This is a genomic window from Bhargavaea ullalensis, assembly GCF_042432615.1.
Taxonomy (GTDB): domain Bacteria; phylum Bacillota; class Bacilli; order Bacillales_A; family Planococcaceae; genus Bhargavaea; species Bhargavaea ullalensis.
On sequence record NZ_JBHLWY010000028.1, the window covers coordinates 1 to 21,440 of the forward strand.

A 21,440-nucleotide genomic window follows, 5' to 3' on the forward strand; every position below is an offset into this window, starting at 1 on the left:
TGGAAGTTTGCGTGCCTTTTTTATTTAGAGGTATTGTACCTATACCCCAACTAACATTGTAGAGCCAACATTATTCCCGGCAGCCGGTCCGGCGCGGGGAATTATTTATTCAGATTGTAGAATGCGCGGCGTCCCGGGTACTCGGACGTGTCGCCGAGCTGGTCCTCGATGCGGAGCAGCTGGTTGTATTTCGCCACGCGATCCGTGCGCGAAGGGGCGCCGGTTTTGATCTGGCCGGCGTTGACGGCGACCGCGATGTCGGCGATCGTCACGTCTTCGGACTCGCCCGAACGGTGCGAGATGACCGCCGTGTAGCCGGCACGCTTTGCCATTTCGATCGCATCGAACGTTTCGGTGAGCGTGCCGATCTGGTTGACCTTCACGAGGATCGAGTTGCCGACGCCTTCGGAAATGCCGCGTTCGAGTTTTTTCGTGTTTGTCACAAACAGATCATCGCCGACAAGCTGGACGCTCTTGCCGAGACGCTCCGTGAGCAGGCGGTGGCCTTCCCAGTCATTTTCGTCAAGGCCGTCCTCGATCGAGATGATCGGGTACTTTGAGCAAAGTTCTTCATACCAGGACACCATTTCCTCGGATGTGCGGCTGACGCCTTCTCCGGACAGGTTGTACTTGCCCGATTCCTTGTCGTAGAACTCGGAAGACGCGACGTCCATTGCAAGGACCAGGTCTTCACCCGGCTTGTAGCCCGCTTTTTCGATGGCTTCCATGATTGTCGAGAGGGCCTCTTCGTTCGAGCCGAGGTTCGGGGCAAAGCCGCCTTCGTCGCCGACCGCAGTCGCAAGGCCCTTCTCCTTCAGCACGGATTTCAGGGAGTGGAACACTTCCGCACCCATCCGGAGCGCCTGGCGGAATGTTTCCGCGCCGACCGGCATGACCATGAATTCCTGGATGTCCACGTTGTTGTCCGCATGCTCTCCGCCGTTCAGAATGTTCATCATCGGAACCGGAAGCGTCTTTGCGTTCACGCCACCGAGATATTGATAAAGCGGGATGTCCAGATAATCCGCGCCGGCATGCGCAACGGCCATCGAGACGCCGAGGATGGCATTGGCGCCGAGCTTGCCTTTGTTTTCCGTTCCGTCGAGTTCGATGAGCGCCTTGTCGACCGATACCTGGTCGAGGACCGAGTAATTGTCGACGAGTTCGTCGGCGATCAGTTCATTGACATGATCGACGGCTTTGAGGACGCCCTTGCCGTTGTAGCGGGACGAGTCCCCGTCGCGGAGTTCCACCGCTTCATATTCGCCCGTCGAGGCGCCGGACGGCACGATGGCATGTCCGTACGCGCCGCTTTCTGTGAACACTTCCACTTCAACTGTCGGATTGCCGCGGGAATCAAGAACTTCGCGGGCTTGGATATGGGTGATGATAGGCATGACTACACGCTCCCTGTTTTTTAGAATAAAGGCTTGCCCGTCATTTCGGGCGGCTGCTGCACGCCGAGCAGCTTCAGCAGTGTCGGCGCAAGGTCGGCAAGAATGCCGTCTTCTCTCATCGTCACGCCTTCCGCGGTCACGATGACCGGCACGGGATTCACCGTGTGGGCGGTCATCGGCTTGCCTTCCGGCGTGAGCACTTCGTCGGCGTTGCCGTGATCGGCGGTGATGATCGCCGCCCCGCCTTTCGCGAGCAGGGCTTCGACCACGCGTCCAAGACATTCATCGACCGCTTCGACCGCCTGGATCGTCGGCTCCAGCCGGCCGCTGTGGCCGACCATGTCCGGATTGGCGAAGTTCAGGATGATGGCGTCCGTCCCGTCCTGGTTGATGACGTCGACGAGTGCATCCGTCACTTCATAGGCGCTCATCTCCGGCTTCAGATCATAGGTCGCCACCTTCGGCGAATTGATCAGGATCCGCTCCTCGCCTTCAAACACTTCCTCCCGGCCGCCGCTCATGAAGAACGTCACATGCGGGTACTTCTCGGTTTCTGCAATCCGCAGCTGCCGGAGTCCGGCGTGCGAGATCACTTCCCCGACGGTGTTGGTCAGGTTCACGTTCGGAAAGACGATTTCCGCCAGTCCGACGAACTCATCGCTGTACTGCGTGAAGGTGACGAATGTCAGGTCGAGCGGCCGGCGGTAAGTCGTGCCGAACCCGCTGAAGTGATCCGATACGAACGCAGACGTCAACTGGATGGCCCGGTCAGGACGGAAGTTGAAGAAAATCACGGAGTCGCCGTCGTTGACCGTCGCTTCCGGCACCCCATTGTCCGCGATGACAAACGGGATGACGAACTCGTCGGTTTCTCCTCTTTCATACGCTTCCCGGACTCCTGCGGTCGCCGTGGCGGCCTGAGCGCCGGTGCCGTCCGTGATCGCATCATAGGCGAGCTTTTCCCGGTCCCATCTGCGGTCGCGGTCCATTGCGTAATAACGGCCGCTCACAGAAGCGATCCGTCCGGTGCCGGCGTCCTTCATGTGCTGCTCGAGTTCCTCGATATAGCCGAGCGCCGTCTTCGGCCCGACATCACGACCGTCAAGGAACGCATGGACAAACACATTCTCAAGGCCATGGCGCGCGGCCAGATCAATCAGTGCAAACAGGTGATCGATATGGCTGTGGACGCCGCCGTCCGACAGCAGGCCCATCAGATGAAGCGACTTTCCGGAATCCTTCGCACGGCGAACCGCGTCCAGCAAGGCGGGATTTTCGAAGAAATCTCCTTCACGGATCGATTTGTTGATCCTTGTCAGGCTCTGATAAACGATCCGTCCCGCTCCGATGTTCGTATGGCCAACTTCGGAATTGCCCATCTGGCCTTCAGGAAGGCCGACCGCCTCCCCGCTCGCCTGCAGGAAGGCATGCGGATAATGGGCGAAATAGCGGTCAAAGTTCGGCTTCCTCGCCTGGGCGACCGCGTTGCCGAACGTCTCATCCCGTTTTCCGAACCCGTCCAGGATAATGAGTGCGGCAGGACGTTTATTCATCGGCCGCCACCTCCGCCAGGCGAAGGAATGATTCGGGATCCAGGCTGGCGCCGCCGACAAGCGCACCGTCGATGTCCGGCTGTGCGAGCAGCTCGCCGATGTTGTCCGGCTTCACGCTGCCGCCGTACTGAATGCGGATTTTCGCTGCAGTCTCTCCGCCGTACAGTTCCCCGAGCGTATTCCGGATTGTCCGGCACACGGCCCCCGCTTCTTCGGAAGTGGCCGTCTTTCCGGTCCCGATCGCCCAAATCGGCTCATAGGCGATCACAGTCTGCTCAGCTTCCCCTCTGGAAACTTCCACAAAAGCCGCCTTCACCTGACCGGACACTTTGGCCTCCGTCCGGCCTTCTTCCCGTTCTTCAAGCGTTTCACCGACGCAGACGATCGGGATGATCCCGTGTCCGAGCGCCGCCTTCAGCTTCAGATTGACGGTTTCGTCGGTTTCATTGGAATATTCACGGCGTTCGGAGTGGCCGATGATAGCATAGTTCACGCCGAGATCCTTCAACTGAACCGGGCTGACTTCACCCGTGAATGCACCGGCGTCTTCCCAGTGCATGTTCTGGGCTCCGACCGAAGGCGCCTTGCCTTCGGACAGCCCGGCCAGCCGGTAAAGGAACGGATACGGGGCGCAGATGACCGTTTCGACTTTCGCCGGATCCGGAATTTCCCCCTGCACATCTGCGTAGAACTGTTCCGCTTCGCCGAGTGTCTTGTGCATTTTCCAGTTGCCTGCAATAATCGGTTTTCGCACGTTGAATCCCTCCGTCAATTACTTGTCGTCGAGCGCTGAAACTCCGGGCAGATCTTTCCCTTCCATGAACTCAAGGGAAGCGCCGCCGCCTGTTGAAATGTGGTCCATCTGTTCTGAGAGACCGAACTTTTCGACCGCAGCCGCAGAGTCGCCTCCGCCGATGATCGTATAACCGTCCGTCTCCGCTGATGCTTCTGCGACTTTCCGCGTTCCGTCCGCAAAGGCGTCCATCTCAAAGACGCCCATCGGTCCGTTCCAAAGAATGGTCTTCGATCTCCCGATGACGTCTGCATATTCTTCGGCCGTTTGGGGTCCGATGTCGAGCCCCATCCACCCTGCCGGGATCGAATCAATCGAAACGACCTTCGTTTCCGCGTCCGCGCTGAATTCAGAAGCGACGACCGCATCCACCGGAAGATGAAGCTCGACTCCTTTTTCCTTCGCTTTCTCGATGAACGACCTGGCCAAGTCCACCTTGTCTTCTTCGACGAGCGAGTTGCCCGTGTCATGGCCCTGCGCCCTCGAGAACGTATAGGAAAGACCGCCCCCGAGAAGCAGATGGTCCACTTTTTCGAGAAGGAAGTCAATCACACCGATCTTGTCCTTCACCTTCGCGCCGCCGATGATTGCCGTGAACGGCCGCTCCGGATCGGCAAGCGCCTTGCCGAGCACGTCCAGCTCCTTTTCCATCAGCAAACCGGAAACCGCCGGCAGATGATCCGCAATCCCTGCCGTCGAGGCGTGCGCCCGGTGTGCCGCGCCGAACGCATCATTCACATAAAGATCGGCAAGCGCGGCGAATTGCTTTGCGAGTCCGGGGTCGTTCTTCTCTTCCCCTTCATGGAAGCGGACGTTCTCAAGCAGGATGACGTCGCCGTTTTTCATGCCGCCGACCGCCTGCTCGACTTCCGGTCCCACAGACTTCCGAAGCGTCGTCACCTCACGCCCGAGCAGCTCCGAAAGCCGCTGTCCGACAGCCGTCATGCGCATCTCTTCATTCACTTTCCCTTTCGGCCGGCCGAGGTGGCTGGCAAGGATCACCTGGGCACCGTCTTCCGACAGCTTTCGGACAGTCGGAAGCGCTGCGCGGATGCGGGTATCGTCCGTGATCTGCCCGCCCTCCTGGGGAACATTGAAGTCCACGCGGCAGAACACGCGCTTGCCGCGGACATCCACATCATTGATGGATTTTTTCCGGATCATGAAAAGACCTCCCGTATATAAATAAAAGGAACGGGACCCCCGTTCCTTGTCCCATTCCATTATAGAGGTTTCCGCAGGGGAAGGCTATCAGATTCCTGCCTGCTGCATATGAAGCATCAGGTCGATGCACCGTGCGGAATAGCCGCTTTCGTTGTCATACCAGCTGATCACTTTCACCAGGTTGTCCCCGATCGACATCGTCGAAAGGGCATCCACCGTGGAAGAGGCCGTGCTGCCGTTATAGTCACGCGAAACGAGCGGGAGATCGGAGACGAAAAGAAGTCCCTTCAAGTCTCCTTCGGCCGCTTCCTTAAGGGCGGCATTCACTTCTTCGACGGTTGCCGGGCCGTCCAGTTCCGCGGTCAGGTCGACGAGGGAGACGTTCGGCGTCGGCACACGGACTGCCATCCCGTCAAGCTTGCCTTTGAGGGCGGGCAGAACTTTCGTCACGGCCGTCGCTGCGCCCGTCGTCGTCGGAATCATCGACTGGGCCGCCGCGCGCGCACGCCGGTAATCTTCATGCGGCAGGTCGAGGATCCGCTGATCATTGGTATACGAGTGGATCGTCGTCATCAGGCCTTTGCGGATGCCGAACTTTTCCTGGAGAACTTTTGCAATCGGAGCCAGGCAGTTCGTCGTGCACGAGGCATTCGAGACGACGTCATCAGCCTGCGGATCATAGTCGTTTTCATTGATGCCCATGACGAGTGTCTTGATGTCGCCTTTGCCCGGTGCGGACAGCAGCACTTTCTTGGCGCCCGCCTCGAGGTGAAGGCCCGCCTTCTCTTTCGAGCGGAACACACCTGTCGATTCAAGCACGACATCGATGCCGAGATCGCCCCACGGAAGGGCGGCCGGATCTTTTTCGGCGAACACGCGGATTTTCTTCCCGTCTACAATGATGCTTTCTTCATCGTGCGTGACTTCCGGTCCGAATGTTCCGTGGACCGAGTCATACTTCAGAAGATGCGCGAGCATGGCGGAGTCCGTCAGGTCGTTCACCGCAACAATGTCAAGTTCCGGGTTGTCCCAAGCCTGGCGGAACACAACCCGTCCAATTCGTCCAAAACCGTTGATAGCCACTTTCATTGCCATGTTTTATTCCTCCCGGATTTTATAATATCCTTCTCATCATTTCCAGACGTCCAACATCAATTCTTCAAGCCGTTCAGCCGGATCATTTCTTCGGCAGCCGCTTCGTCCGTCACGAGCACGGTCGCCGGCGGAGCCTGTTTCATATAAGCCAGGATGGCGGCCGCCTTGTCCTTGCCGCCCGTCACAGCGACCGGAAGCGGCACCCGTCCGAGCTGCTCACGCCGGATGCCGATCGTCAGGATGCGTCCGACTTCCCTGCCGTCCGCATCCAGATAGTATCCGAACGCTTCTGCAACGGCGCCGTTTTCAATGAGCGATTCGAGCTCTGCTGACCCTGTCCCTCTTCTTCCGGCGATTTCCAGCGCATTGCCGATGCCGTGGATCACACAGTCCGCTTCGTCATACAGTTCTATGGCTTCCCGGACATACGGCTCTTCAAGCAGCGTCCTGTAGGAAGCTTCGCCGAGTGACTCGGGCAGATGAAACGGCGTCCAACCGCCATCCGAACCGGCGGCAAGCGCAGCCGCAATCATATTGGCCTGCGTTTTCGCTTCTCCCGATGTCCCGCCTCTCGCTGCGATGAACCGCGGCTTCTTGCCTCTGCATAAATCCGCGTATTCCGCAATGCGGGCGACCGTGCTTCCGCCCGTGACGGCAACCGTTGCTCCCACGGGCAGCCTTTCCGCGAGAAACTCTGCCGATTCCCTCGCCATGCGGTCTTTGATCCGCTCCCCGTCCCCGTCACCTGAGGACGCGACAACTTTCACTTCCTGTATACCCAAAATCCGGGCGAGGTCACTCCCCAGGTCTTCAAGCCCCGTCCATTCTTTCAGCATCGGCCGGAGCAGCCGGAGCACATCCGATCCGTCCGCGGTCGCTTCCATGCCCGCCGGCTCGGCCCGGATCAGCCCCTGGCTCCGGAGCTTGTCGCACTCTGCGCGGACTTCACGCTCTGTCATCCCGAGCAGTCCAACGAGCGCGCGCCTTCCGACCGGCCCTTCCCGCTGAATCGAGTGCAGAACGCGGTAACGGGATTCAAGCATCGAGGTGATCTCCGGCAACAGCCGCCGCTGGGCAGCCGTCAATTCATCCATCCGACTCTCCTCCCATCGGGACAACATTAGTCCCAGTGTTTAAATTTGTGTCCCGGTTGTCTTTATTGTATTCCACCCTGCCGGTAAAATCAAACAATCAGAAAAAAAGGACCAGACTATGAGTATGCCCTGCCCGGCGTGAAAATCAGCCCATAAAAAATGGACGCGCTACGAGAGCGCGTCCAAAAGGTCCACATAACCGATGCCGCCGTACAGGAGGACTTCCCCTTCCTTCTCCAGCACCGGAATCATCAGCATATATTTTTCATGAAGCCGGTCATCCGACTCGATGTCGATGATCTCGGCTTCAACCGGGAGATCCTCCGCGACGAGGCGGAGATTCAAAAGCGCTTCGTCGCAAAGCGGGCAATCTTCCCGGACATAGAGCTTCACGTTCAAATGGCGTCATTCCTTTCTGGCATTGCCGGGGTATCGGACGAGCTCACCAGCCGCGGCCGGCACCTCCGCCCCCGCCTGAGCCGCCCCCGCCGGTGAAGCCTCCGCCTCCGCCGCCTCCGAAGCCGCCAAAGCCGCCTCCACCTCCGAATCCTCCGCCGCCTCCGCCGAAGGATCCCGGGAAGAAGACAACCGGTCCGCGGCGGCGGCCTCGAGGACCGCCTCCGCCCCCGCCTCCGCCTCCGAAGAAGATCTTAAAGAGGATGTAGATGATGATGATGGTGACGAACGGGCCGAATGGCCATCCCCCGCCATCACTGCTTTCGGGTTCTACCGGCTGATCGACGGATCCGTCCCAGTTGTATTCTTTGGCGATTTCGTTATAGACCGTCTTGTATACTGCCAGAATGGCTTGATCCGGCTCCTCATTGCTTAAATACGGAATTCCGTATTCATCAATGATTCTTCCCAACTTGCCGTCGGGGAGCGCCCCTTCGAGTCCATACCCGGTAGTAATCTCAAAAGCTCTTTTATTCATGCTGTTTTTCACGGTCGACACCAACAGCAAAACGCCGTTATTTTCCGATGCCTGCCCCACCCTGTACTTTCTGAGTGCCTGGACTGCGTATTGGTCCGGAATTTCAATGGCAAACGGCACGGTGAGTACGATAAACTGGGCCCCCGTTCCCCGGTCGAGCCGGGAAGCAAGCTGTTCCAATTCTGCTTTTTGATCCGGACTCAGGATTCCGGCGTGATCCTGAATATAGTCATGCCCGATCTGATCCGGTATGTCCGGCTCAGCCGCATGGACGGCCGCCGGCACATACAACAGCAAGACGAGCAGAAGGGACCGGCACAGCCGTTTCATCAGTCACCGTACTCCCCGAAGTCGACTTTCGGCACTTCTTGGGCACCGGCTGCCGCCTTGAAGTATTCTTTCTCATCAAAACCAAAGATGCCGGCGACGAGACTGCCCGGGAATCGGCGGACGTTGCGGTTATATTGTGAAACAGTGTCGTTGTAATCCATCCGTGCGACACTGATCCGGTTTTCGGTTCCGGCCAGTTCATCCATCAGCTGGCGGAAGTTGGCGTCCGCCTTCAGTTCCGGATAATTTTCAACGACGACAAGCAATCGGCTGAGCGCGCCACTCAGTTCATCGTTGGCGGTCGCCTGTTCTTCCGGCGTGTTGGCGCCTGCAAGACGCGAGCGGGCATCGGCAATGTCACCGAGCACCTTTTCCTCATGCTTGGCAAAGCCTTTCACTGTTTCGACCAGGTTTGGAATGAGATCAACCCTGCGCTGCAGCTGGTTCTCGATCTGGCTGTATGATTGATCCACATCTTCTTCAAGCCCGACGAACGTATTGTACTTCGGCACGAGCATGATGGCCAGGATCACGAGGATCCCGATGATGATCGCGATCGGCCCGAACATTCTCTTCATATGATCTTCCCCTCTCCATCCACAATTCAAGTCGTTTTTTCGGCATAATGACCAATACCCTGAACCGACTTACCGCGAAACAACCTTAAGCAATTCTACGGGCGAAGGAAGGAAAAGTTCCCGGCGAAAGAGAAAAAGATAGAGCAGGCGGCGTTCAGGCCGGCTCAAACCATCATAAAAAGCCGCCATCAAGCGAATGAATCGCTCAATGACGGCTTTGTCAGCGCCCTCGGCAGGAATCGAACCCACATCTTAAGAACCGGAATCTTACGTGCTATCCGTTGCACCACGAGGGCAGTTTTTATACCGTCCATCCCGGACGACATTTTTTATTATACACAGCTTCCCGGAATTGCGCAACCCTGTTTTCAATATTTCCGGCAGGCATCCTATTTGACCTTCATTGACCAAATTGTGTATGATAAAGTCACAGCTGATGGGGTATAGTGTTCCAGTGCAGCAGTTAAGCCAATCCACCCTGAAGGAGGAAGAACAATGAATCTCATTCCTACAGTAATTGAACAAACGAACCGCGGTGAGCGCGCGTACGATATTTATTCGCGCCTTCTGAAAGACCGCATCATCATGCTCGGCTCGGGGATCGACGACAACGTCGCCAACTCGATCGTGGCACAGCTCCTTTTCCTTGAAGCGGAAGATCCGGAGAAGGACATCTCCATTTACATCAACAGCCCGGGCGGCAGCATCTCCGCCGGCATGGCGATCTTCGACACAATGCAGTTCATCAAGCCGGACGTCCAGACGATCTGCATCGGCATGGCCGCATCGATGGGTGCATTCCTGCTCGCAGCGGGCACGGAAGGCAAGCGCTATGCTCTTCCGAACGCCGAAGTGATGATCCACCAGCCGCTCGGCGGCGCACAGGGCCAGGCGACCGAAATCGAAATCGCCGCGAAGCACATCCTGTTCATCCGCGAAAAGCTGAACCGCATCCTTGCCGAGCGCACCGGCCAGCCGATCGAAGTCATCGCAAAAGACACCGACCGCGACAACTTCATGACGGCCGAGCGGGCAAAGGAATATGGCCTCATCGACCATATCATCGAGCGCAATGACATCACCGCCGGCAAGAAAGAAGAAAAATAATCTTAAACAGCGAAAGACCCGGCCAACTCGGCCGGGTCTTTTTTTGGTTCGGGTTCAATTTTCGTTTTCGATGATGCCGGAAAGGGCTTCGACCGCCTGTTCCTCATCATGTCCGTCGGCACTGAGCGTCACTTCGACCCCTCTGCCGATTGCCAGGCTCATGATGCCCATGATGCTCTTGGCATTCACTTTCCTCGTTCCCTTCTCCAGATAAATGTCTGAAGAGAACCGGTTCGCCTCCTGGACGAACAAAGCCGCCTGCCTCGCCTGCAGCCCGGATTTCAGTTTCACTTCTAATGTCCGATCGGTCATGGCCGACATCCTCCTTCATCACCGTTGCTTGTCTATTCTTTTATCGTATCGGAGACGGACAAAAAGGACAAGAATTTCTTCACTTCAGTGAAATTCCGCCTTTTCGCAGTTTCTCCGCGATTTCGTCGAGTTTCCGGAGCCGGTGGTTGACGCCGGATTTGCTGATGGCCGGTCCGGATACCATTTCGCCGAGCTCCTTTAGCGTCACGTCCTGGTATTCCACGCGGAGCCTGGCGATTTCCTGAAGCCGCTCCGGCAGTCCTGCGATCCCGATCATCTCTTCGATGTACTTGATGTTTTCCACCTGGCGCTGTGCGGCGCCGATCGTTTTGTTTAAATTGGCGGTCTCGCAGTTCACGAGCCGGTTGACGCTGTTGCGCATGTCCCGGACAATGCGGACATCCTCGAATTTAAGCAACGCACCGTGCGCACCGATCAGGCTGAGAAAGTCCGAAATCTTCTCCGCTTCCTTCAGATAGGCAATGAAGCCCTTCTTCCGCTCGATCGACTTGGCATTCAGGCCATAGCCGTTCATCAGACCGACGAGCGCTTCGCTGTGTTCCTGGTAAAGCGTGAAGATCTCGAGATGGTAGGAAGACGTCTCCGGATTGTTGACGGACCCACCGGCAAGGAAGGCGCCCCGCAGATAGCTCCGCTTGCAGCAGTCCTCTTGCACCAGCTCTTCCGGAATGGCTCCGGAGCCCGTCATGCCCGCTGCAATCCCGAGGTCTTCCAGCATATGACGTGCCCCTTCCCGGATCCGGCATATGTAGACGTTGTTCTTCTTCAGCCTCATTTTTTTGCGCACGAGCAGTTCGATCTTATATGGGTACAATTGCTTGATGTTCACATACATCCGGCGGGCGATGGCCGCATTTTCAGTCTGGATGTCCAGACTCATCTGACGGTTGGACAGCGACAGGACACCGTTCATCTGAATGAACGCGGCGAGCTCCGCCTTCGTGCAACAATCGTCCATCTCCACCTGGGTCAGTTCTTTTTTTGTATCCGATGCAAACGACATCGGGTCCCCCTCCTTTCACACAGCATCCGGCATCAGACCGGAATGCTGCCGGGACGGTCCGGATTGCCCGGATAAGCCAGCAGCCAGTCCGCCACCTTGCCGGCATCATGCCGGACGTGGTTGTCGACGATCGTGGCGATGTCCTCGAAGACGACATGCTTCACGAGTGCCTGCAGGGCGGCCGGGTTGCCCCTCACCGGCACGGACTGTTGTTTCCCGTATTCCTCCTCGATGACGCCGGGCACCTGTCTCCCGTCATGGACGAGGATGCCATCGAGGAACGGGATGCCGAGATGCTCGTACATTGCCAGCACATGGTCTTCCGCAGTGAAGGCATACGTTTCGCCCGGTTGCGTCATGATATTGCATATGTACACTTTCTCGGCCCTGGCCTTCAAAACCGCATCCCGGATTCCCGGGACGAGGAGGTTCGGCAAAATGCTCGTGTACAGACTGCCCGGCCCAATGACGATCAAATCGGCCTGACGAATGGCTCGGACCGTCTCTTCAAGCGGCTGGACATCATCAGGAATGAGAAAGACGCGCCGGATCCGCCGGCCATAGGCGGGAATTTTGGATTCTCCGTTGATGATGGAGCCGTCGTCGAGCTCGGCCCCGAGCGTGATGACCTGGTTGGCTGCAGGCAGCACCCGGCCCTTGATGTTCAGGATGCGGCTCATCTCGGCCACCGCCCGCGCGAAGTCTCCCGTAATATGGGTCATTGCAGCGAGCATGAGATTGCCGAGCGAGTGCCCGTTCAGGGAATCTTCCTTCCCGAAGCGGAACTGGAACATCTCTTCGACGAGCGGCTCCACATCCGACAGTGCCGCCATGACATTGCGGACATCGCCGGGCGGCGGAATGAGAAAATCTTTCCGCAGCCGGCCCGAACTCCCGCCGTCATCCGCCACCGTGACGATGGCGGTCAGGTCGGCGTCGAATTTCTTGAGTCCGCGAAGGATTGTGGACAGACCGGTTCCCCCCCCGATCGCCACAATCCTTTTTCCCCCTTGTTTTTTGGGCATGGGATCAGCCCTTTCTATGATTGATATCCCTGTGCGAAACGGACGTTTTATATTCTGAGCTCAGCTGTTCCGCAAAATACTCGGCAAGCGTGACGGAGCGGTGTTGTCCGCCCGTGCAGCCGAAGGCGATGACGAGCTGGGCCTTTCCCTCTTCCTTGTAGCGCGGAATCAGAAAGCGGAACAGATCCTCGAGTTTGGTGATCAGTTCCTGTGTGTCACTCCATTTCAGCACGTAGTCCGAAACTTCGGACTGCAGTCCGGTGAGCGGCTTGAGTTCTTCGATATAGTACGGGTTCGGCAGGAAACGCACGTCCAGCACGATGTCCGCATCGATCGGAATGCCGTGCTTGTATCCGAACGACATGACATTGACGGTGAACGTCCCCTTGCCCGCCGTTGAGAAGTTTCCGACGATCTTTTCCCTCAGCTGGCGGGGCAGCATGTGGGTCGTATTGAATATATAGCGGGCCCGGCCTTTGAGCTCGGACAGCATTTCGCGTTCCCTTCGGATCCCGTCGCTGACAAGCCCGTTGCCGGAGAGCGGGTGCTTGCGGCGGGTTTCTTTATACCGCTTCACCAGCGTCCCGTCATCCGCGTCCAGGAAAAGGATGCGCGTGTCCAGATTTTCGCGTGTGGCCAGATTGTCCAGCGTTCCGATGAGCGAATCAAAATACTCGCGGCCCCGCATGTCCATGACGACCGCCACGCGCTGAAGCTTGCGGTCCGAGTCGCCAAGCAGGCTGAGGAAGGTCGGCAGCAGTTCCGGCGGAAGGTTATCGATGCAATAAAACCCGAGATCTTCGAAGCTTTGGACGGCCACCGTCTTCCCCGCACCGGACATCCCGGTGATGATGACGAGCTCCATCTTCTCCTGTTTGTTCTCGATCTGTTTTTGCGTCATGGTTCCATCCTTTCCTCTGATCGCTGGATCTCTTCCCGAATCAGCCTGAAATCCTGTGTGTAGATGAATGTGCCGTACTGGATGCCGGGAGACGAGACGGCGAACATGAGATTCGTGCGGTCGCCTTCCGCCATCGGCAACGTCCCCAGCTCTGCTGCGTCATGCCATTCCAGCTTGCCTTCCCGATTTTCTTCCATGGGAACCCCGGACAGTCCCCGGGCGACGAACGTGAACAGCATCCATTCATCGAGAGTCTGTTCATCTTGATCGTCGCGGATCACCATGGTATAGACTCCTTTAAGATGAACGTCCTCCGGGAGGGCTCCCGTTTCTTCGGCGAATTCCCGGCAGGCCGCCGTGTAGACGGATTCGCCCGGCTCCATTTTTCCTCCGGGCGCCACATACCACCCGCGCCTCGGCTTTTTCATGAGCAGCACCTTGTCGTCTTTGAAAACGAGCAGGTTCGCAATCCGTTGCATCGGCATCCCACCATTCCAGACATTCTGTTCCCCATTATACTATGCAAAACAACCGGGGTACAAACTAAAGCGGAGGGCGGCGCTTTGGGGCGACAGGCATAAGAGGATCTGCGCAGCGCGGCCTGCCGTGCGGAGCAGATCAGCTTATGACCCCGAGCCCCAGCCGCCCGGAGCTGGATGAACCTAAAGCGGAGGGCGCCCGGTTGGAGGCGACAGGCATAAGGCAGCCTCCGCAGCGAAGCCTGCGTCGCGGAGGAGGATGCCTTATGACCCCGAGCCTCCGGCGCCCGGAGCTGGATGAAACTAAAGCGAAGGGCTGCCCTTTATGCCCAATTGATTATCCCTATCCATCAGTCGAAGAAATCCGCTCGCTTGCCGCGGGCATTGTCTCAGTCTCCTCGAGCTCCGCTCTGCGGGGCCTTCGACTAATGCTATTCCCGCAGGCGTCTCGCGGATTTCTTCTCCTTCCAATATAGGAAAAGGTCAGCGCTTAGGGACAATTGGCGTAAGAGAAACACCACATCATTACGACTCACCTGTTGATCTTGGCGTATCCAACGAGTCGGACGGATTCCGCCTTGAGTCGTACGGATCAACCCTCGAACCGGACGCATCCGGCGTTGAGTCGGACAGGTTTTTATTCCCAGCCTATAATCTCAAAAAAAGGCGGCCCCGGGGGTGCCGGGAGCCGCTTCAAAAGGTATTGCTATCATAAAGGGGGGTCAATTTACACTCTTTACTATACACGTTCCATGTTGCAAAGCTGTTACAGCCGCGTTAAGAAACGGTTAAATCACGCTTTGGCGCCGATTTTTTCCTTCAGTTCCTCGACGTACTTCTGGGCGGTTTCAGCGGCGATGCTTCCGTCGCCGGTTGCCGTCACGACTTGTCGGAGGGTTTTCGCCCGGACGTCGCCAGCCGCGAAGATGCCCGGAATGTTCGTGTGCATTTCCGTATCGGTCGTGATGTAGCCGTTCTCGTCCGTGATTCCGAGCGACTTGAACGGAGCGGTGAGCGGAAGCATGCCGATGTAGATGAACACGCCGTCCGTCTTGAATTCCTGCTCGCTGCCGTCTTTCGTCGACACCATTGTGACGCTTCCGACTTTTCCGTCTTTGTCATTGATCGACTTCAGGGTGTGGTTCCACACAAAGTCGATCTTCGGATTGGAGAACGCCCGCTCTTGAAGGATCTTCTGTGCACGCAGTTCATCGCGGCGGTGGACGATCGTCACTTTGTCCGCAAAGCGTGTGAGGTAGGCGCCTTCTTCAACAGCGGAGTCTCCGCCGCCGACGACCACCAGTTCCTTGCCGCGGAAAAATGCTCCGTCACAGACCGCACAGTAGCTGACGCCGCGGCCGCCGAGCTCGGTTTCGCCCGGGATGCCCATTTTTTTGTACTCCGCACCGGTCGTGATGATGATGGCACGGGTTTTGTATTCTTTGCCGCCCGCGATGATCGTCTTGTATTCTTCGCCGTCGCGGATTTCCTGTACATCTCCGTATGCATATTCAGCCCCGAACTTTTTCGCGTGCTCGAACATCTTGTTTGAAAGATCCGGTCCGAGAATGCTGTCAAAGCCGGGATAGTTTTCAATCTCTTCGGTGTTCGCCATCTGCCCGCCCGGGATGCCGCGTTCGAGCATCAGCGTGTCCATATCCGCGCGGCTCGTGTAGACGGCCGCCGTCATGCCGGCCGGGCCCGCACCGATGATGATTACGTCAAAAATCTTTTCTTCCGCCATGGGTAGTTCCTCCTTAAGCATTGCTTCCGGTTATATCTGTTTTCATGCTATTCGATTCCCCGCGGAGCTTCAACTATTCTGCCTATTATTCAGGGAATGGAAGGTACGGGAACAGGTCGCCCACATACTTGGTCAGCGTCTTCGGCGACACCCCGTACGAGCCGGCCGTCTCTTTCTTCGTTGTGCGCGGGTTTTTGGACGAGCGGTACATGTATTCCGCCGCGGCCGCGATGGCCGGCGGGTTGCGGAACAGGTAGCCGTCCTCGATGGCCCGGCTGCAGATGAGGAACCACATTTCAAGCAGCGGCGCATCTTCTTCCTTCAATGGTGCGAGCCGCTCCGCAAGTAGGCCGGTCGCTTCAAACACGCGGTTGTACATCGCTTCCGCTGCCGTGTTGCCGGGCAGCCGGTGTCCGAGCCCGTTTGCGAGAAACAGTTTTTCGGGCGTGGTCATCGACTCGACATCCGGCCAGTCCGGATGGATGAGAATTTCATCGCGCAGTGCCGACTTGCCCATGAGGAACAGGGCGAGCAGGCGAATCCCCTCCTCCTCGGACTGGGAAAGGCGCGGGATGATGAAAGAAAGATCATTTTCCAGCGTCTCGGAAATCTCCTCCTGATTCCACGGCTCCTTTCCTTCCTTGGACGGGTCCAGCGCGACAAGATTTGCCCAGGCTTCTTCCGCGACTTTCATGTCGCCGCTCATCGAAGCGGAATGTGCCAGCCAGAAGAAGAACCCCGGATCCCCCTCGAACCCGATCCGCTGCAGTCCACGCAGCCAGTTGTACGCTTCCTTGTATCGGCCGATCAGCGCGAGGGTGGCGCCGAGCTTATAGCGGTGATCGATCAGGAACGGACGAATTTTCAGGAGGATGGAAGTGATCCGCGCAAGCGCCTCCTCGTCCTGCTTGTAGTAATAAAACACGGCAAAGTTGCAGAGCGCATGAAGGTTGCCGTTGTCGCCCCGCAGCACTTCATTGAGCAGCGCCTCCGCCTGCTCGGTCTCGCCGATGTAAAAATACGCGAGTGCCAGATTGTTGTAGGCGGCCCAGAAGTCGGGATTCTCCCCGATCGCTTCCTCAAGCAGGTTGATCGCCTCCCGGAAATCGCCGCCTTCCATCAGCCGTCGCCCGCGGTCAAGAATATAGTCAAGCCGCCCGTCGCCTTCCTCATCCTCCGGCATCTCATTCAGCTCGGCTTCCGCAAACTCGATGATGTCAACGGCATCTTCCCGGTACAGGCCGTCCGGTGCCAGTTCGATGTAGCGCTCGCCATAGTTGACCGCATCCCGCAGATAACCGAGGTGGGCATGGACTTCCGACAGGAAAAAGACGATCTCCGGCTCGTCCGGCCCGGATTCGTATGCCAGCATGAGCAAGTCACGCGCATGTTCAAAGTGACCGAGATCCAGTTCGAGGATCGCATACTGGAGCAGGATGTCCGGATCCCCCGGGCTCAGGTCGGCCGCGCGCCGGAGGAATTTGTGGGCCTTCTCCATCTCATCGCGCTTCAGCGCCCGCAGTGCCTTCTGGTAATAAAACTCGCCGGTCGGTATGAAGTTGATGATTTTTTTATTGTTGTTTCGTTGAGGTTGATGTTTCAAAAAGGATTCCTCCGGATATGAAAACGGCCGTTTGCACCGTGTAATGTTCGATTCAAGCTTCAGCTAACCATTATACCACAGGAACGAAGGACGGGCTCTGATCGGAGCGCCCGAGGGAACATCCCGGACACACAAAAAGCGCCCCGTCACTCTGGCCGCGGGGCGCCTTCCTTCAGTTTCCGTTCGGCCATCTCTTCGGCCGTGTAGATGATCTTCACCGGGTTGCCCCCGGCAAAGCAGCCGGGCGGGATGTCCCGGTTGACGAGCGAGGCGGCGGAGATGATTGCGCCGTCGCCGATTTCCACACCGGGCAGGATGGTCGTGTTGGCACCGATCAGCACTTCTTCGCCGATCCGGACGTCGCCGACCCGGTATTCGTCGATGAGGTACTCATGGGCCAGGATCGTCGTATTGTAACCGATGACCGAGTTGCGCCCGACCCGGATCCTCTCTGGGAACATGAGGTCCGGCATCGCCATGAGCGCAAAAGATACCTGTTCGCCGAGCTCCATGCCGAGAAATGTCTTGTACAGCCGGCGCTTGAGCGAGACGGACGGCGTGTACCGGCCGATCTGGATGAAGACGAAGTTTTTCGCGACTTTCAGAAACGGCACCGTCCGGTACAGGTGCCAAAGCGAGTTGGCCCCGCCCTTTGCCGGATGCCGCTCGGTGCGTCTCATCTTGCCTTCACCTGGCTGTCCACAATTTCAAGCAGGTCCCCCATGCCGTGAAGCATGTAATCGGGTTCGAACTTCGCGAGGAACGCCTCGCCTTTCGCGCTCCAGGCGACGCCGGCCGTCCGGGTGCCCGCGTTTTTTCCGCCTTCGATATCGTGAGAATTGTCGCCGACCATGAGCGTGCGGGAAGGTTCGGCACCAAGCAGATCCATCGCTTTTTGAAGCGGCTCCGGATCCGGCTTCGGCCGGGTCACATCATCCAGGCCGATCACACAGTCAAAGACATCTTCCACGCCCATGAGCGCCATTCCCCGGGCCAGCACATCGCGGCGCTTCGTCGAAACGACCGCCAGCTTGAGACCCTTCGCCTTCAAAAGGCGCAACGTTTCGGTCACGGCCGGATATTCCGCCACCATTTCATCGTGCATCTCGGCGTTCCACTCTCGGTATTCACGAACCAGCTGCTCCGTCATGGCCGGGTCGATCGAGTCGAACGTTTCCTTGAGCGACGGCCCGATGAACGACAGGCAGTCTTCCCGGTCAAATCGGCCGGGATAATGCTTGCCGAGGACGGCCATGAATGTCTGGATGATGAGTTCATTCGTATCAAGCAGCGTCCCGTCAAAGTCGAACAGGATCGTATTGATTTTATCTGCCATGTGTGATCACGGCCCCTTTCTGTTTTGGCTGTTCCGCACGGTTCCAGACCCTCGCCACGGCAATCGTCAGCACGAACGCCGTGATTAACCGGATGAGGAGAAGCGGCCAGACCGGTATTCCAAGCGGCACGAATATGAGCGTATCCTCGACGACCGCGTGGCACGCCACGAGGAAAATGAACGCAAGCGTCGCGTCTTTGCGGCTGACGCCGTCTTCCTGCACCGCCTGAATCATGACGCCCGCCCCGTAGGCAAGACCGATCGTCAGCCCGGCAACGAGCGTCATGGCTGCGTTCGGCCGGACGCCGATCAGCTTCGTGAACGGACCCATCCGGGCGGACATTTTCTGCATCCAGCCGCTGTCCTTCAGAAACTGGATGGCGACCATGAGCGGGATGACGATGAGCGCCAGCTGCAGCACGCCGAAGCCGGCCTTTTCCAGACCGAGCAGCAACACGCCGCCCCAGCCGGCCGGATCGGCGGCTTCCGCCGGGGCAAACCCGTAGCGCGCCATTTCCGATCCCCCGTTCCAGAACAGGTTGATGAGCATCGCGGAGACGCCCGCCAGCCCGAACCGGACGGCCAGGATCACCCACAGTTTCACCCCGACTTTCATCGCCACGCCAGATTCAATGAACAAATTGTGGGAAAAGGAAAGCATGACGGCGAGGATGAACACTTCCTTCACCGACAGATCGAGTGAAAGGATCCCTGCGATCCCCGCGTACAGATTCAGCGCATTCCCGAGCACGAGCGGAATCGCCGCTTCCCCGCTCAGGCCGAACAGTCCCATGAGCGGCTCCACGAGACCGATCACCCACGGAAGAACCGGCGTGTGCTGGAGGATGACGACGAGAAGCGTAATCGGGAAAATGATCTTGCCGAGCGTCCATGTGGTGCCGAGCCCGGCCGACAAACCTTTTCGAACCGTTGACATAGGTGTTCTCCAACTTTCTGACCGGCAGCGGATGCCAACCGATATTTTAGAAATAACCCCCGTACGGTGCGCGGCTCGGGGACTCACCGCAAATCAGTGGAAAAAGAAAACCCGGACAGGCCGCTGCGGTCCGTCCGGGTGGCCTTAATCTTCGTAATGCGCCTCTTTTTTGAGGATGAACCGCCTGACGACGTACAGGACAATCGCCAGGAAGACCGCCGCAATCGAGACAAGCTGGGCGGCTTTCAGCCCGAAGTACATGAGGCTGTCGGTCCGCATGCCTTCGATGAAGAACCGGCCGACCGAATACCAGGCGAGGTAAAACAGGAAAATGCTGCCCCGCCGCGGATTGATGCGCCGGAGGACGAGCAGGATGATGAGAAGCCCGACCACATTCCAGAGTGATTCATAGAGGAAGGTCGGGTGGTACGTGACTCCCTTGATCGTCATCTGGTTCATGATCCAGTCGGGGATGAAGTTGTTTTCGAGGAACTTCTGGGACACCGGGCCGCCGTGCGCTTCCTGGTTGACGAAGTTGCCCCATCGGCCGAGAATCTGCCCGATGAGCAGTCCGGGTGCCGTGATGTCCGCCACTTTCCAGAACGATACGCCGCGTTTGCGGGTGAAGATCACCGCCGTGATGATCGCCGCGATGAGCGCCCCGTGGATGGCGAGCCCGCCCTCCCAGATCTTGAAGATCCTCGACGGATGGTCTGCATACAGTTCCCATTCAAACAGGACATAATACGTCCGGGCGCCGAGTATTGAAATCGGCACTGCCCAGATGAGGAGGTCGGTCATGAAGTCGGGATGCAGCCCCCGCTTCACAGCTTCCCGCTGAACAACGAGAAAAGCGAGGATGATGCCGGTCGCGATCAGGATGCCGTACCAGCGCACACTGATCGGACCGAGAGAAAAGGCGACCGGGTCGATCGCCGCTAAAGAAAATGGCATGTCGGTTTCCCTTCTTCCCTAACAATTCGGCAAGCCGGCAGTCTGCGCCATTTTAGGCCAGCGGATCCTGCTCCTTGCCGATCATATCATTGAGCCGCTCCGAAAACTTCTCGGCGGCATTCATGCCCATTGCTTTCATCCGGTGGTTCATCGCCGCCACTTCCACAATCGAGGACATGTTGCGTCCCGGCCGGACCGGGACGGTCAAACGGGTCAGCTCCGTGTCGAGGATCCGCTGCTTTTCTTCCTCGAGCCCGAGCCGGTCGTATGATCGTTGCGGGTCCCAGTTCTCAAGGTCGATGATGAGCGTGATCCGTTTGTAGTTGCGGATGGCGCTTGCGCCGAAGAGCATGCGGACGTCGATGATGCCGAGCCCCCGGATTTCGAGCAGGTGCTGGAGCAGATCGGGCGCGTTGCCGACAAGCGTGTCTTCCGCCACTTGCCGGATTTCCACGCAGTCGTCCGCGACGAGGCGGTGTCCGCGCTTTACGAGGTCGAGGGCGACTTCGCTTTTGCCGATGCCGCTCTTGCCTGTGATGAGGACGCCGAGCCCATAAATGTCGAGCAGCACGCCGTGGACCGCGGTCATCGGCGCCAGCCGGTTTTCAAGGAAATCCGTCAGCTTGCTCGAGAGCTTCGTCGTCGTGAACTTCGACGTCAGGAGCGGAACCTGCGTCTCTTCCGCCGCATGGATGAGCTCGGGCGGGATTCTCATGTCATGGCAGACCGCAATCATCGGCGTATCCGGTGAACAGAGCCTGCGCGCCCGTTCCATTTTGTCGAGCCGCGGCAGCATGGAGAAAAACGAGATCTCGCTCATGCCAAGCAATTGGACGCGGCTTGCCGGATAGTGGTCGAAAAAGCCCGCCACCTCCAGCCCCGGACGCGAAATATCGCTCGTCGCGATATGCCGGCCGAGCCCTTCTCTTCCCGCGACCAGTTCCAGGCCAAACCGCTCCATGACATCTTTCGCCGTTACGTGATCCATCGGCTGTCTCCCCCTTCCAAACCGGACTGTTGCCACGCCCTCTATTCTAACAAAGATTCGGGCAATGGACAGCGGTTTTTGCTGCTTCGGAC

Annotated in this window: 22 protein-coding genes and 1 tRNA gene; 1 reads left to right on the forward strand and 22 read right to left on the reverse strand. The window is 57.9% G+C overall.

The window, feature by feature from the left end; translation table 11 throughout:
- Positions 1 to 101: 101 nt before the first annotated feature.
- From eno to ACFFIY_RS07250, 10 genes are all read right to left on the reverse strand, one after another.
- Positions 102 to 1,397: a phosphopyruvate hydratase gene (gene eno, locus ACFFIY_RS07205; protein WP_354199023.1), complete on the reverse strand. Its 1,296-nt coding sequence runs from the start codon at positions 1,395 to 1,397 to the stop codon at positions 102 to 104.
- Between the two features lie 20 nt (positions 1,398 to 1,417).
- Entirely contained in the window at positions 1,418 to 2,950 is a 1,533-nt protein-coding gene (gene gpmI, locus ACFFIY_RS07210; protein WP_354199021.1) for a 2,3-bisphosphoglycerate-independent phosphoglycerate mutase, read from the reverse strand.
- Positions 2,943 to 3,704 (reverse strand): triose-phosphate isomerase, encoded by a 762-nt coding sequence (gene tpiA, locus ACFFIY_RS07215; RefSeq protein WP_354199019.1) that lies wholly within the window; start codon positions 3,702 to 3,704, stop codon positions 2,943 to 2,945. The genes gpmI and tpiA overlap by 8 nt, the downstream gene beginning before the upstream one ends.
- An 18-nt stretch (positions 3,705 to 3,722) precedes the next feature.
- The gene (locus ACFFIY_RS07220; RefSeq protein WP_354199017.1) at positions 3,723 to 4,907 is read right to left on the reverse strand and encodes a phosphoglycerate kinase; all 1,185 of its coding nucleotides are present in this window, start codon (positions 4,905 to 4,907) and stop codon (positions 3,723 to 3,725) included.
- Positions 4,908 to 4,994: 87 nt separating this feature from the next.
- On the reverse strand, positions 4,995 to 6,002 hold the full coding sequence (gap, locus tag ACFFIY_RS07225; protein ID WP_354199015.1) for a type I glyceraldehyde-3-phosphate dehydrogenase: 1,008 nt from the start codon (positions 6,000 to 6,002) through the stop codon (positions 4,995 to 4,997).
- A 56-nt stretch (positions 6,003 to 6,058) separates the two neighbouring features.
- Positions 6,059 to 7,096 (reverse strand): sugar-binding transcriptional regulator, encoded by a 1,038-nt coding sequence (locus ACFFIY_RS07230; RefSeq protein WP_354199013.1) that lies wholly within the window; start codon positions 7,094 to 7,096, stop codon positions 6,059 to 6,061.
- Between the two features lie 168 nt (positions 7,097 to 7,264).
- Positions 7,265 to 7,489 carry a glutaredoxin family protein gene (locus ACFFIY_RS07235; RefSeq protein ID WP_354199027.1) on the reverse strand — a complete coding sequence of 75 codons (225 nt, stop codon included), beginning with the start codon at positions 7,487 to 7,489 and terminating at the stop codon, positions 7,265 to 7,267.
- Positions 7,490 to 7,538: 49 nt separating this feature from the next.
- Positions 7,539 to 8,360 (reverse strand): TPM domain-containing protein, encoded by an 822-nt coding sequence (locus ACFFIY_RS07240; protein ID WP_354199011.1) that lies wholly within the window; start codon positions 8,358 to 8,360, stop codon positions 7,539 to 7,541.
- Positions 8,360 to 8,938: a LemA family protein gene (locus ACFFIY_RS07245; RefSeq protein ID WP_354199009.1), complete on the reverse strand. Its 579-nt coding sequence runs from the start codon at positions 8,936 to 8,938 to the stop codon at positions 8,360 to 8,362. The genes ACFFIY_RS07240 and ACFFIY_RS07245 overlap by 1 nt, the downstream gene beginning before the upstream one ends.
- 224 nt (positions 8,939 to 9,162) lie before the next feature.
- Positions 9,163 to 9,234: transfer RNA gene (locus ACFFIY_RS07250), tRNA-Arg, on the reverse strand.
- 199 nt (positions 9,235 to 9,433) lie between these two features.
- Between ACFFIY_RS07250 and clpP the strand changes: the two genes are divergently transcribed.
- Entirely contained in the window at positions 9,434 to 10,045 is a 612-nt protein-coding gene (clpP, locus tag ACFFIY_RS07255; protein WP_354199007.1) for an ATP-dependent Clp endopeptidase proteolytic subunit ClpP, read from the forward strand.
- 54 nt (positions 10,046 to 10,099) lie between these two features.
- Here the strand turns inward: clpP and ACFFIY_RS07260 are convergent, their stop codons facing one another.
- The 12 genes from ACFFIY_RS07260 to hprK all read right to left on the reverse strand — a co-directional run bounded on the left by ACFFIY_RS07260 (position 10,100) and on the right by hprK (position 21,348).
- Complete coding sequence (locus ACFFIY_RS07260; RefSeq protein ID WP_354199005.1) at positions 10,100 to 10,357, reverse strand: HPr family phosphocarrier protein; 258 nt, start codon at positions 10,355 to 10,357, stop codon at positions 10,100 to 10,102.
- A 79-nt stretch (positions 10,358 to 10,436) separates the two neighbouring features.
- Positions 10,437 to 11,381, reverse strand: a complete 945-nt coding sequence (gene whiA, locus ACFFIY_RS07265) for a DNA-binding protein WhiA (protein WP_354199003.1) — start codon at positions 11,379 to 11,381, stop codon at positions 10,437 to 10,439.
- A 32-nt stretch (positions 11,382 to 11,413) separates the two neighbouring features.
- Positions 11,414 to 12,406, reverse strand: coding sequence for a gluconeogenesis morphogenetic factor MgfK (gene mgfK, locus ACFFIY_RS07270; protein ID WP_354199001.1), 993 nt, complete (start codon positions 12,404 to 12,406; stop codon positions 11,414 to 11,416).
- A 4-nt stretch (positions 12,407 to 12,410) separates the two neighbouring features.
- Positions 12,411 to 13,307, reverse strand: a complete 897-nt coding sequence (rapZ, locus tag ACFFIY_RS07275; RefSeq protein WP_354198999.1) for an RNase adapter RapZ — start codon at positions 13,305 to 13,307, stop codon at positions 12,411 to 12,413.
- Positions 13,304 to 13,786, reverse strand: coding sequence for an NUDIX hydrolase (locus ACFFIY_RS07280; protein WP_354198997.1), 483 nt, complete (start codon positions 13,784 to 13,786; stop codon positions 13,304 to 13,306). Before ACFFIY_RS07280 ends, rapZ begins: the two co-directional genes overlap by 4 nt.
- A 793-nt stretch (positions 13,787 to 14,579) precedes the next feature.
- Positions 14,580 to 15,530, reverse strand: a complete 951-nt coding sequence (trxB, locus tag ACFFIY_RS07285; RefSeq protein WP_354198995.1) for a thioredoxin-disulfide reductase — start codon at positions 15,528 to 15,530, stop codon at positions 14,580 to 14,582.
- An 85-nt stretch (positions 15,531 to 15,615) separates the two neighbouring features.
- The gene (locus ACFFIY_RS07290; RefSeq protein WP_354198993.1) at positions 15,616 to 17,133 is read right to left on the reverse strand and encodes a tetratricopeptide repeat protein; all 1,518 of its coding nucleotides are present in this window, start codon (positions 17,131 to 17,133) and stop codon (positions 15,616 to 15,618) included.
- A gap of 146 nt (positions 17,134 to 17,279) precedes the next feature.
- Positions 17,280 to 17,813 (reverse strand): acyltransferase, encoded by a 534-nt coding sequence (locus tag ACFFIY_RS07295; RefSeq protein WP_354198991.1) that lies wholly within the window; start codon positions 17,811 to 17,813, stop codon positions 17,280 to 17,282.
- Positions 17,810 to 18,469 (reverse strand): pyrophosphatase PpaX, encoded by a 660-nt coding sequence (ppaX, locus tag ACFFIY_RS07300; RefSeq protein ID WP_354198989.1) that lies wholly within the window; start codon positions 18,467 to 18,469, stop codon positions 17,810 to 17,812. The genes ACFFIY_RS07295 and ppaX overlap by 4 nt, the downstream gene beginning before the upstream one ends.
- Positions 18,459 to 19,406, reverse strand: coding sequence for a nucleoside recognition domain-containing protein (locus tag ACFFIY_RS07305; RefSeq protein WP_354198987.1), 948 nt, complete (start codon positions 19,404 to 19,406; stop codon positions 18,459 to 18,461). Before ACFFIY_RS07305 ends, ppaX begins: the two co-directional genes overlap by 11 nt.
- Positions 19,407 to 19,550: 144 nt before the next feature.
- Positions 19,551 to 20,360: a prolipoprotein diacylglyceryl transferase gene (gene lgt / locus ACFFIY_RS07310; RefSeq protein ID WP_354198985.1), complete on the reverse strand. Its 810-nt coding sequence runs from the start codon at positions 20,358 to 20,360 to the stop codon at positions 19,551 to 19,553.
- Between the two features lie 52 nt (positions 20,361 to 20,412).
- Positions 20,413 to 21,348 (reverse strand): HPr(Ser) kinase/phosphatase, encoded by a 936-nt coding sequence (gene hprK / locus ACFFIY_RS07315; RefSeq protein WP_354198983.1) that lies wholly within the window; start codon positions 21,346 to 21,348, stop codon positions 20,413 to 20,415.
- Positions 21,349 to 21,440 lie beyond the last annotated feature (92 nt).

Coding starts and splice junctions, on each gene's coding strand:
- eno (WP_354199023.1), bottom strand. CDS start 1,397: ATGCCTATCATCACCCATATCCAAGCCCGCGAAGTTCTTGATTCCCGC.
- gpmI (WP_354199021.1), bottom strand. CDS start 2,950: ATGAATAAACGTCCTGCCGCACTCATTATCCTGGACGGGTTCGGAAAA.
- ACFFIY_RS07220 (WP_354199017.1), bottom strand. CDS start 4,907: ATGATCCGGAAAAAATCCATCAATGATGTGGATGTCCGCGGCAAGCGC.
- gap (WP_354199015.1), bottom strand. CDS start 6,002: ATGGCAATGAAAGTGGCTATCAACGGTTTTGGACGAATTGGACGGGTT.
- ACFFIY_RS07230 (WP_354199013.1), bottom strand. CDS start 7,096: ATGGATGAATTGACGGCTGCCCAGCGGCGGCTGTTGCCGGAGATCACC.
- ACFFIY_RS07240 (WP_354199011.1), bottom strand. CDS start 8,360: ATGAAACGGCTGTGCCGGTCCCTTCTGCTCGTCTTGCTGTTGTATGTG.
- ACFFIY_RS07245 (WP_354199009.1), bottom strand. CDS start 8,938: ATGAAGAGAATGTTCGGGCCGATCGCGATCATCATCGGGATCCTCGTG.
- clpP (WP_354199007.1), top strand. CDS start 9,434: ATGAATCTCATTCCTACAGTAATTGAACAAACGAACCGCGGTGAGCGC.
- ACFFIY_RS07260 (WP_354199005.1), bottom strand. CDS start 10,357: ATGACCGATCGGACATTAGAAGTGAAACTGAAATCCGGGCTGCAGGCG.
- whiA (WP_354199003.1), bottom strand. CDS start 11,381: ATGTCGTTTGCATCGGATACAAAAAAAGAACTGACCCAGGTGGAGATG.
- mgfK (WP_354199001.1), bottom strand. CDS start 12,406: ATGCCCAAAAAACAAGGGGGAAAAAGGATTGTGGCGATCGGGGGGGGA.
- rapZ (WP_354198999.1), bottom strand. CDS start 13,307: ATGACGCAAAAACAGATCGAGAACAAACAGGAGAAGATGGAGCTCGTC.
- ACFFIY_RS07280 (WP_354198997.1), bottom strand. CDS start 13,786: ATGCAACGGATTGCGAACCTGCTCGTTTTCAAAGACGACAAGGTGCTG.
- trxB (WP_354198995.1), bottom strand. CDS start 15,530: ATGGCGGAAGAAAAGATTTTTGACGTAATCATCATCGGTGCGGGCCCG.
- ACFFIY_RS07295 (WP_354198991.1), bottom strand. CDS start 17,813: ATGAGACGCACCGAGCGGCATCCGGCAAAGGGCGGGGCCAACTCGCTT.
- ppaX (WP_354198989.1), bottom strand. CDS start 18,469: ATGGCAGATAAAATCAATACGATCCTGTTCGACTTTGACGGGACGCTG.
- ACFFIY_RS07305 (WP_354198987.1), bottom strand. CDS start 19,406: ATGTCAACGGTTCGAAAAGGTTTGTCGGCCGGGCTCGGCACCACATGG.
- lgt (WP_354198985.1), bottom strand. CDS start 20,360: ATGCCATTTTCTTTAGCGGCGATCGACCCGGTCGCCTTTTCTCTCGGT.
- hprK (WP_354198983.1), bottom strand. CDS start 21,348: ATGGATCACGTAACGGCGAAAGATGTCATGGAGCGGTTTGGCCTGGAA.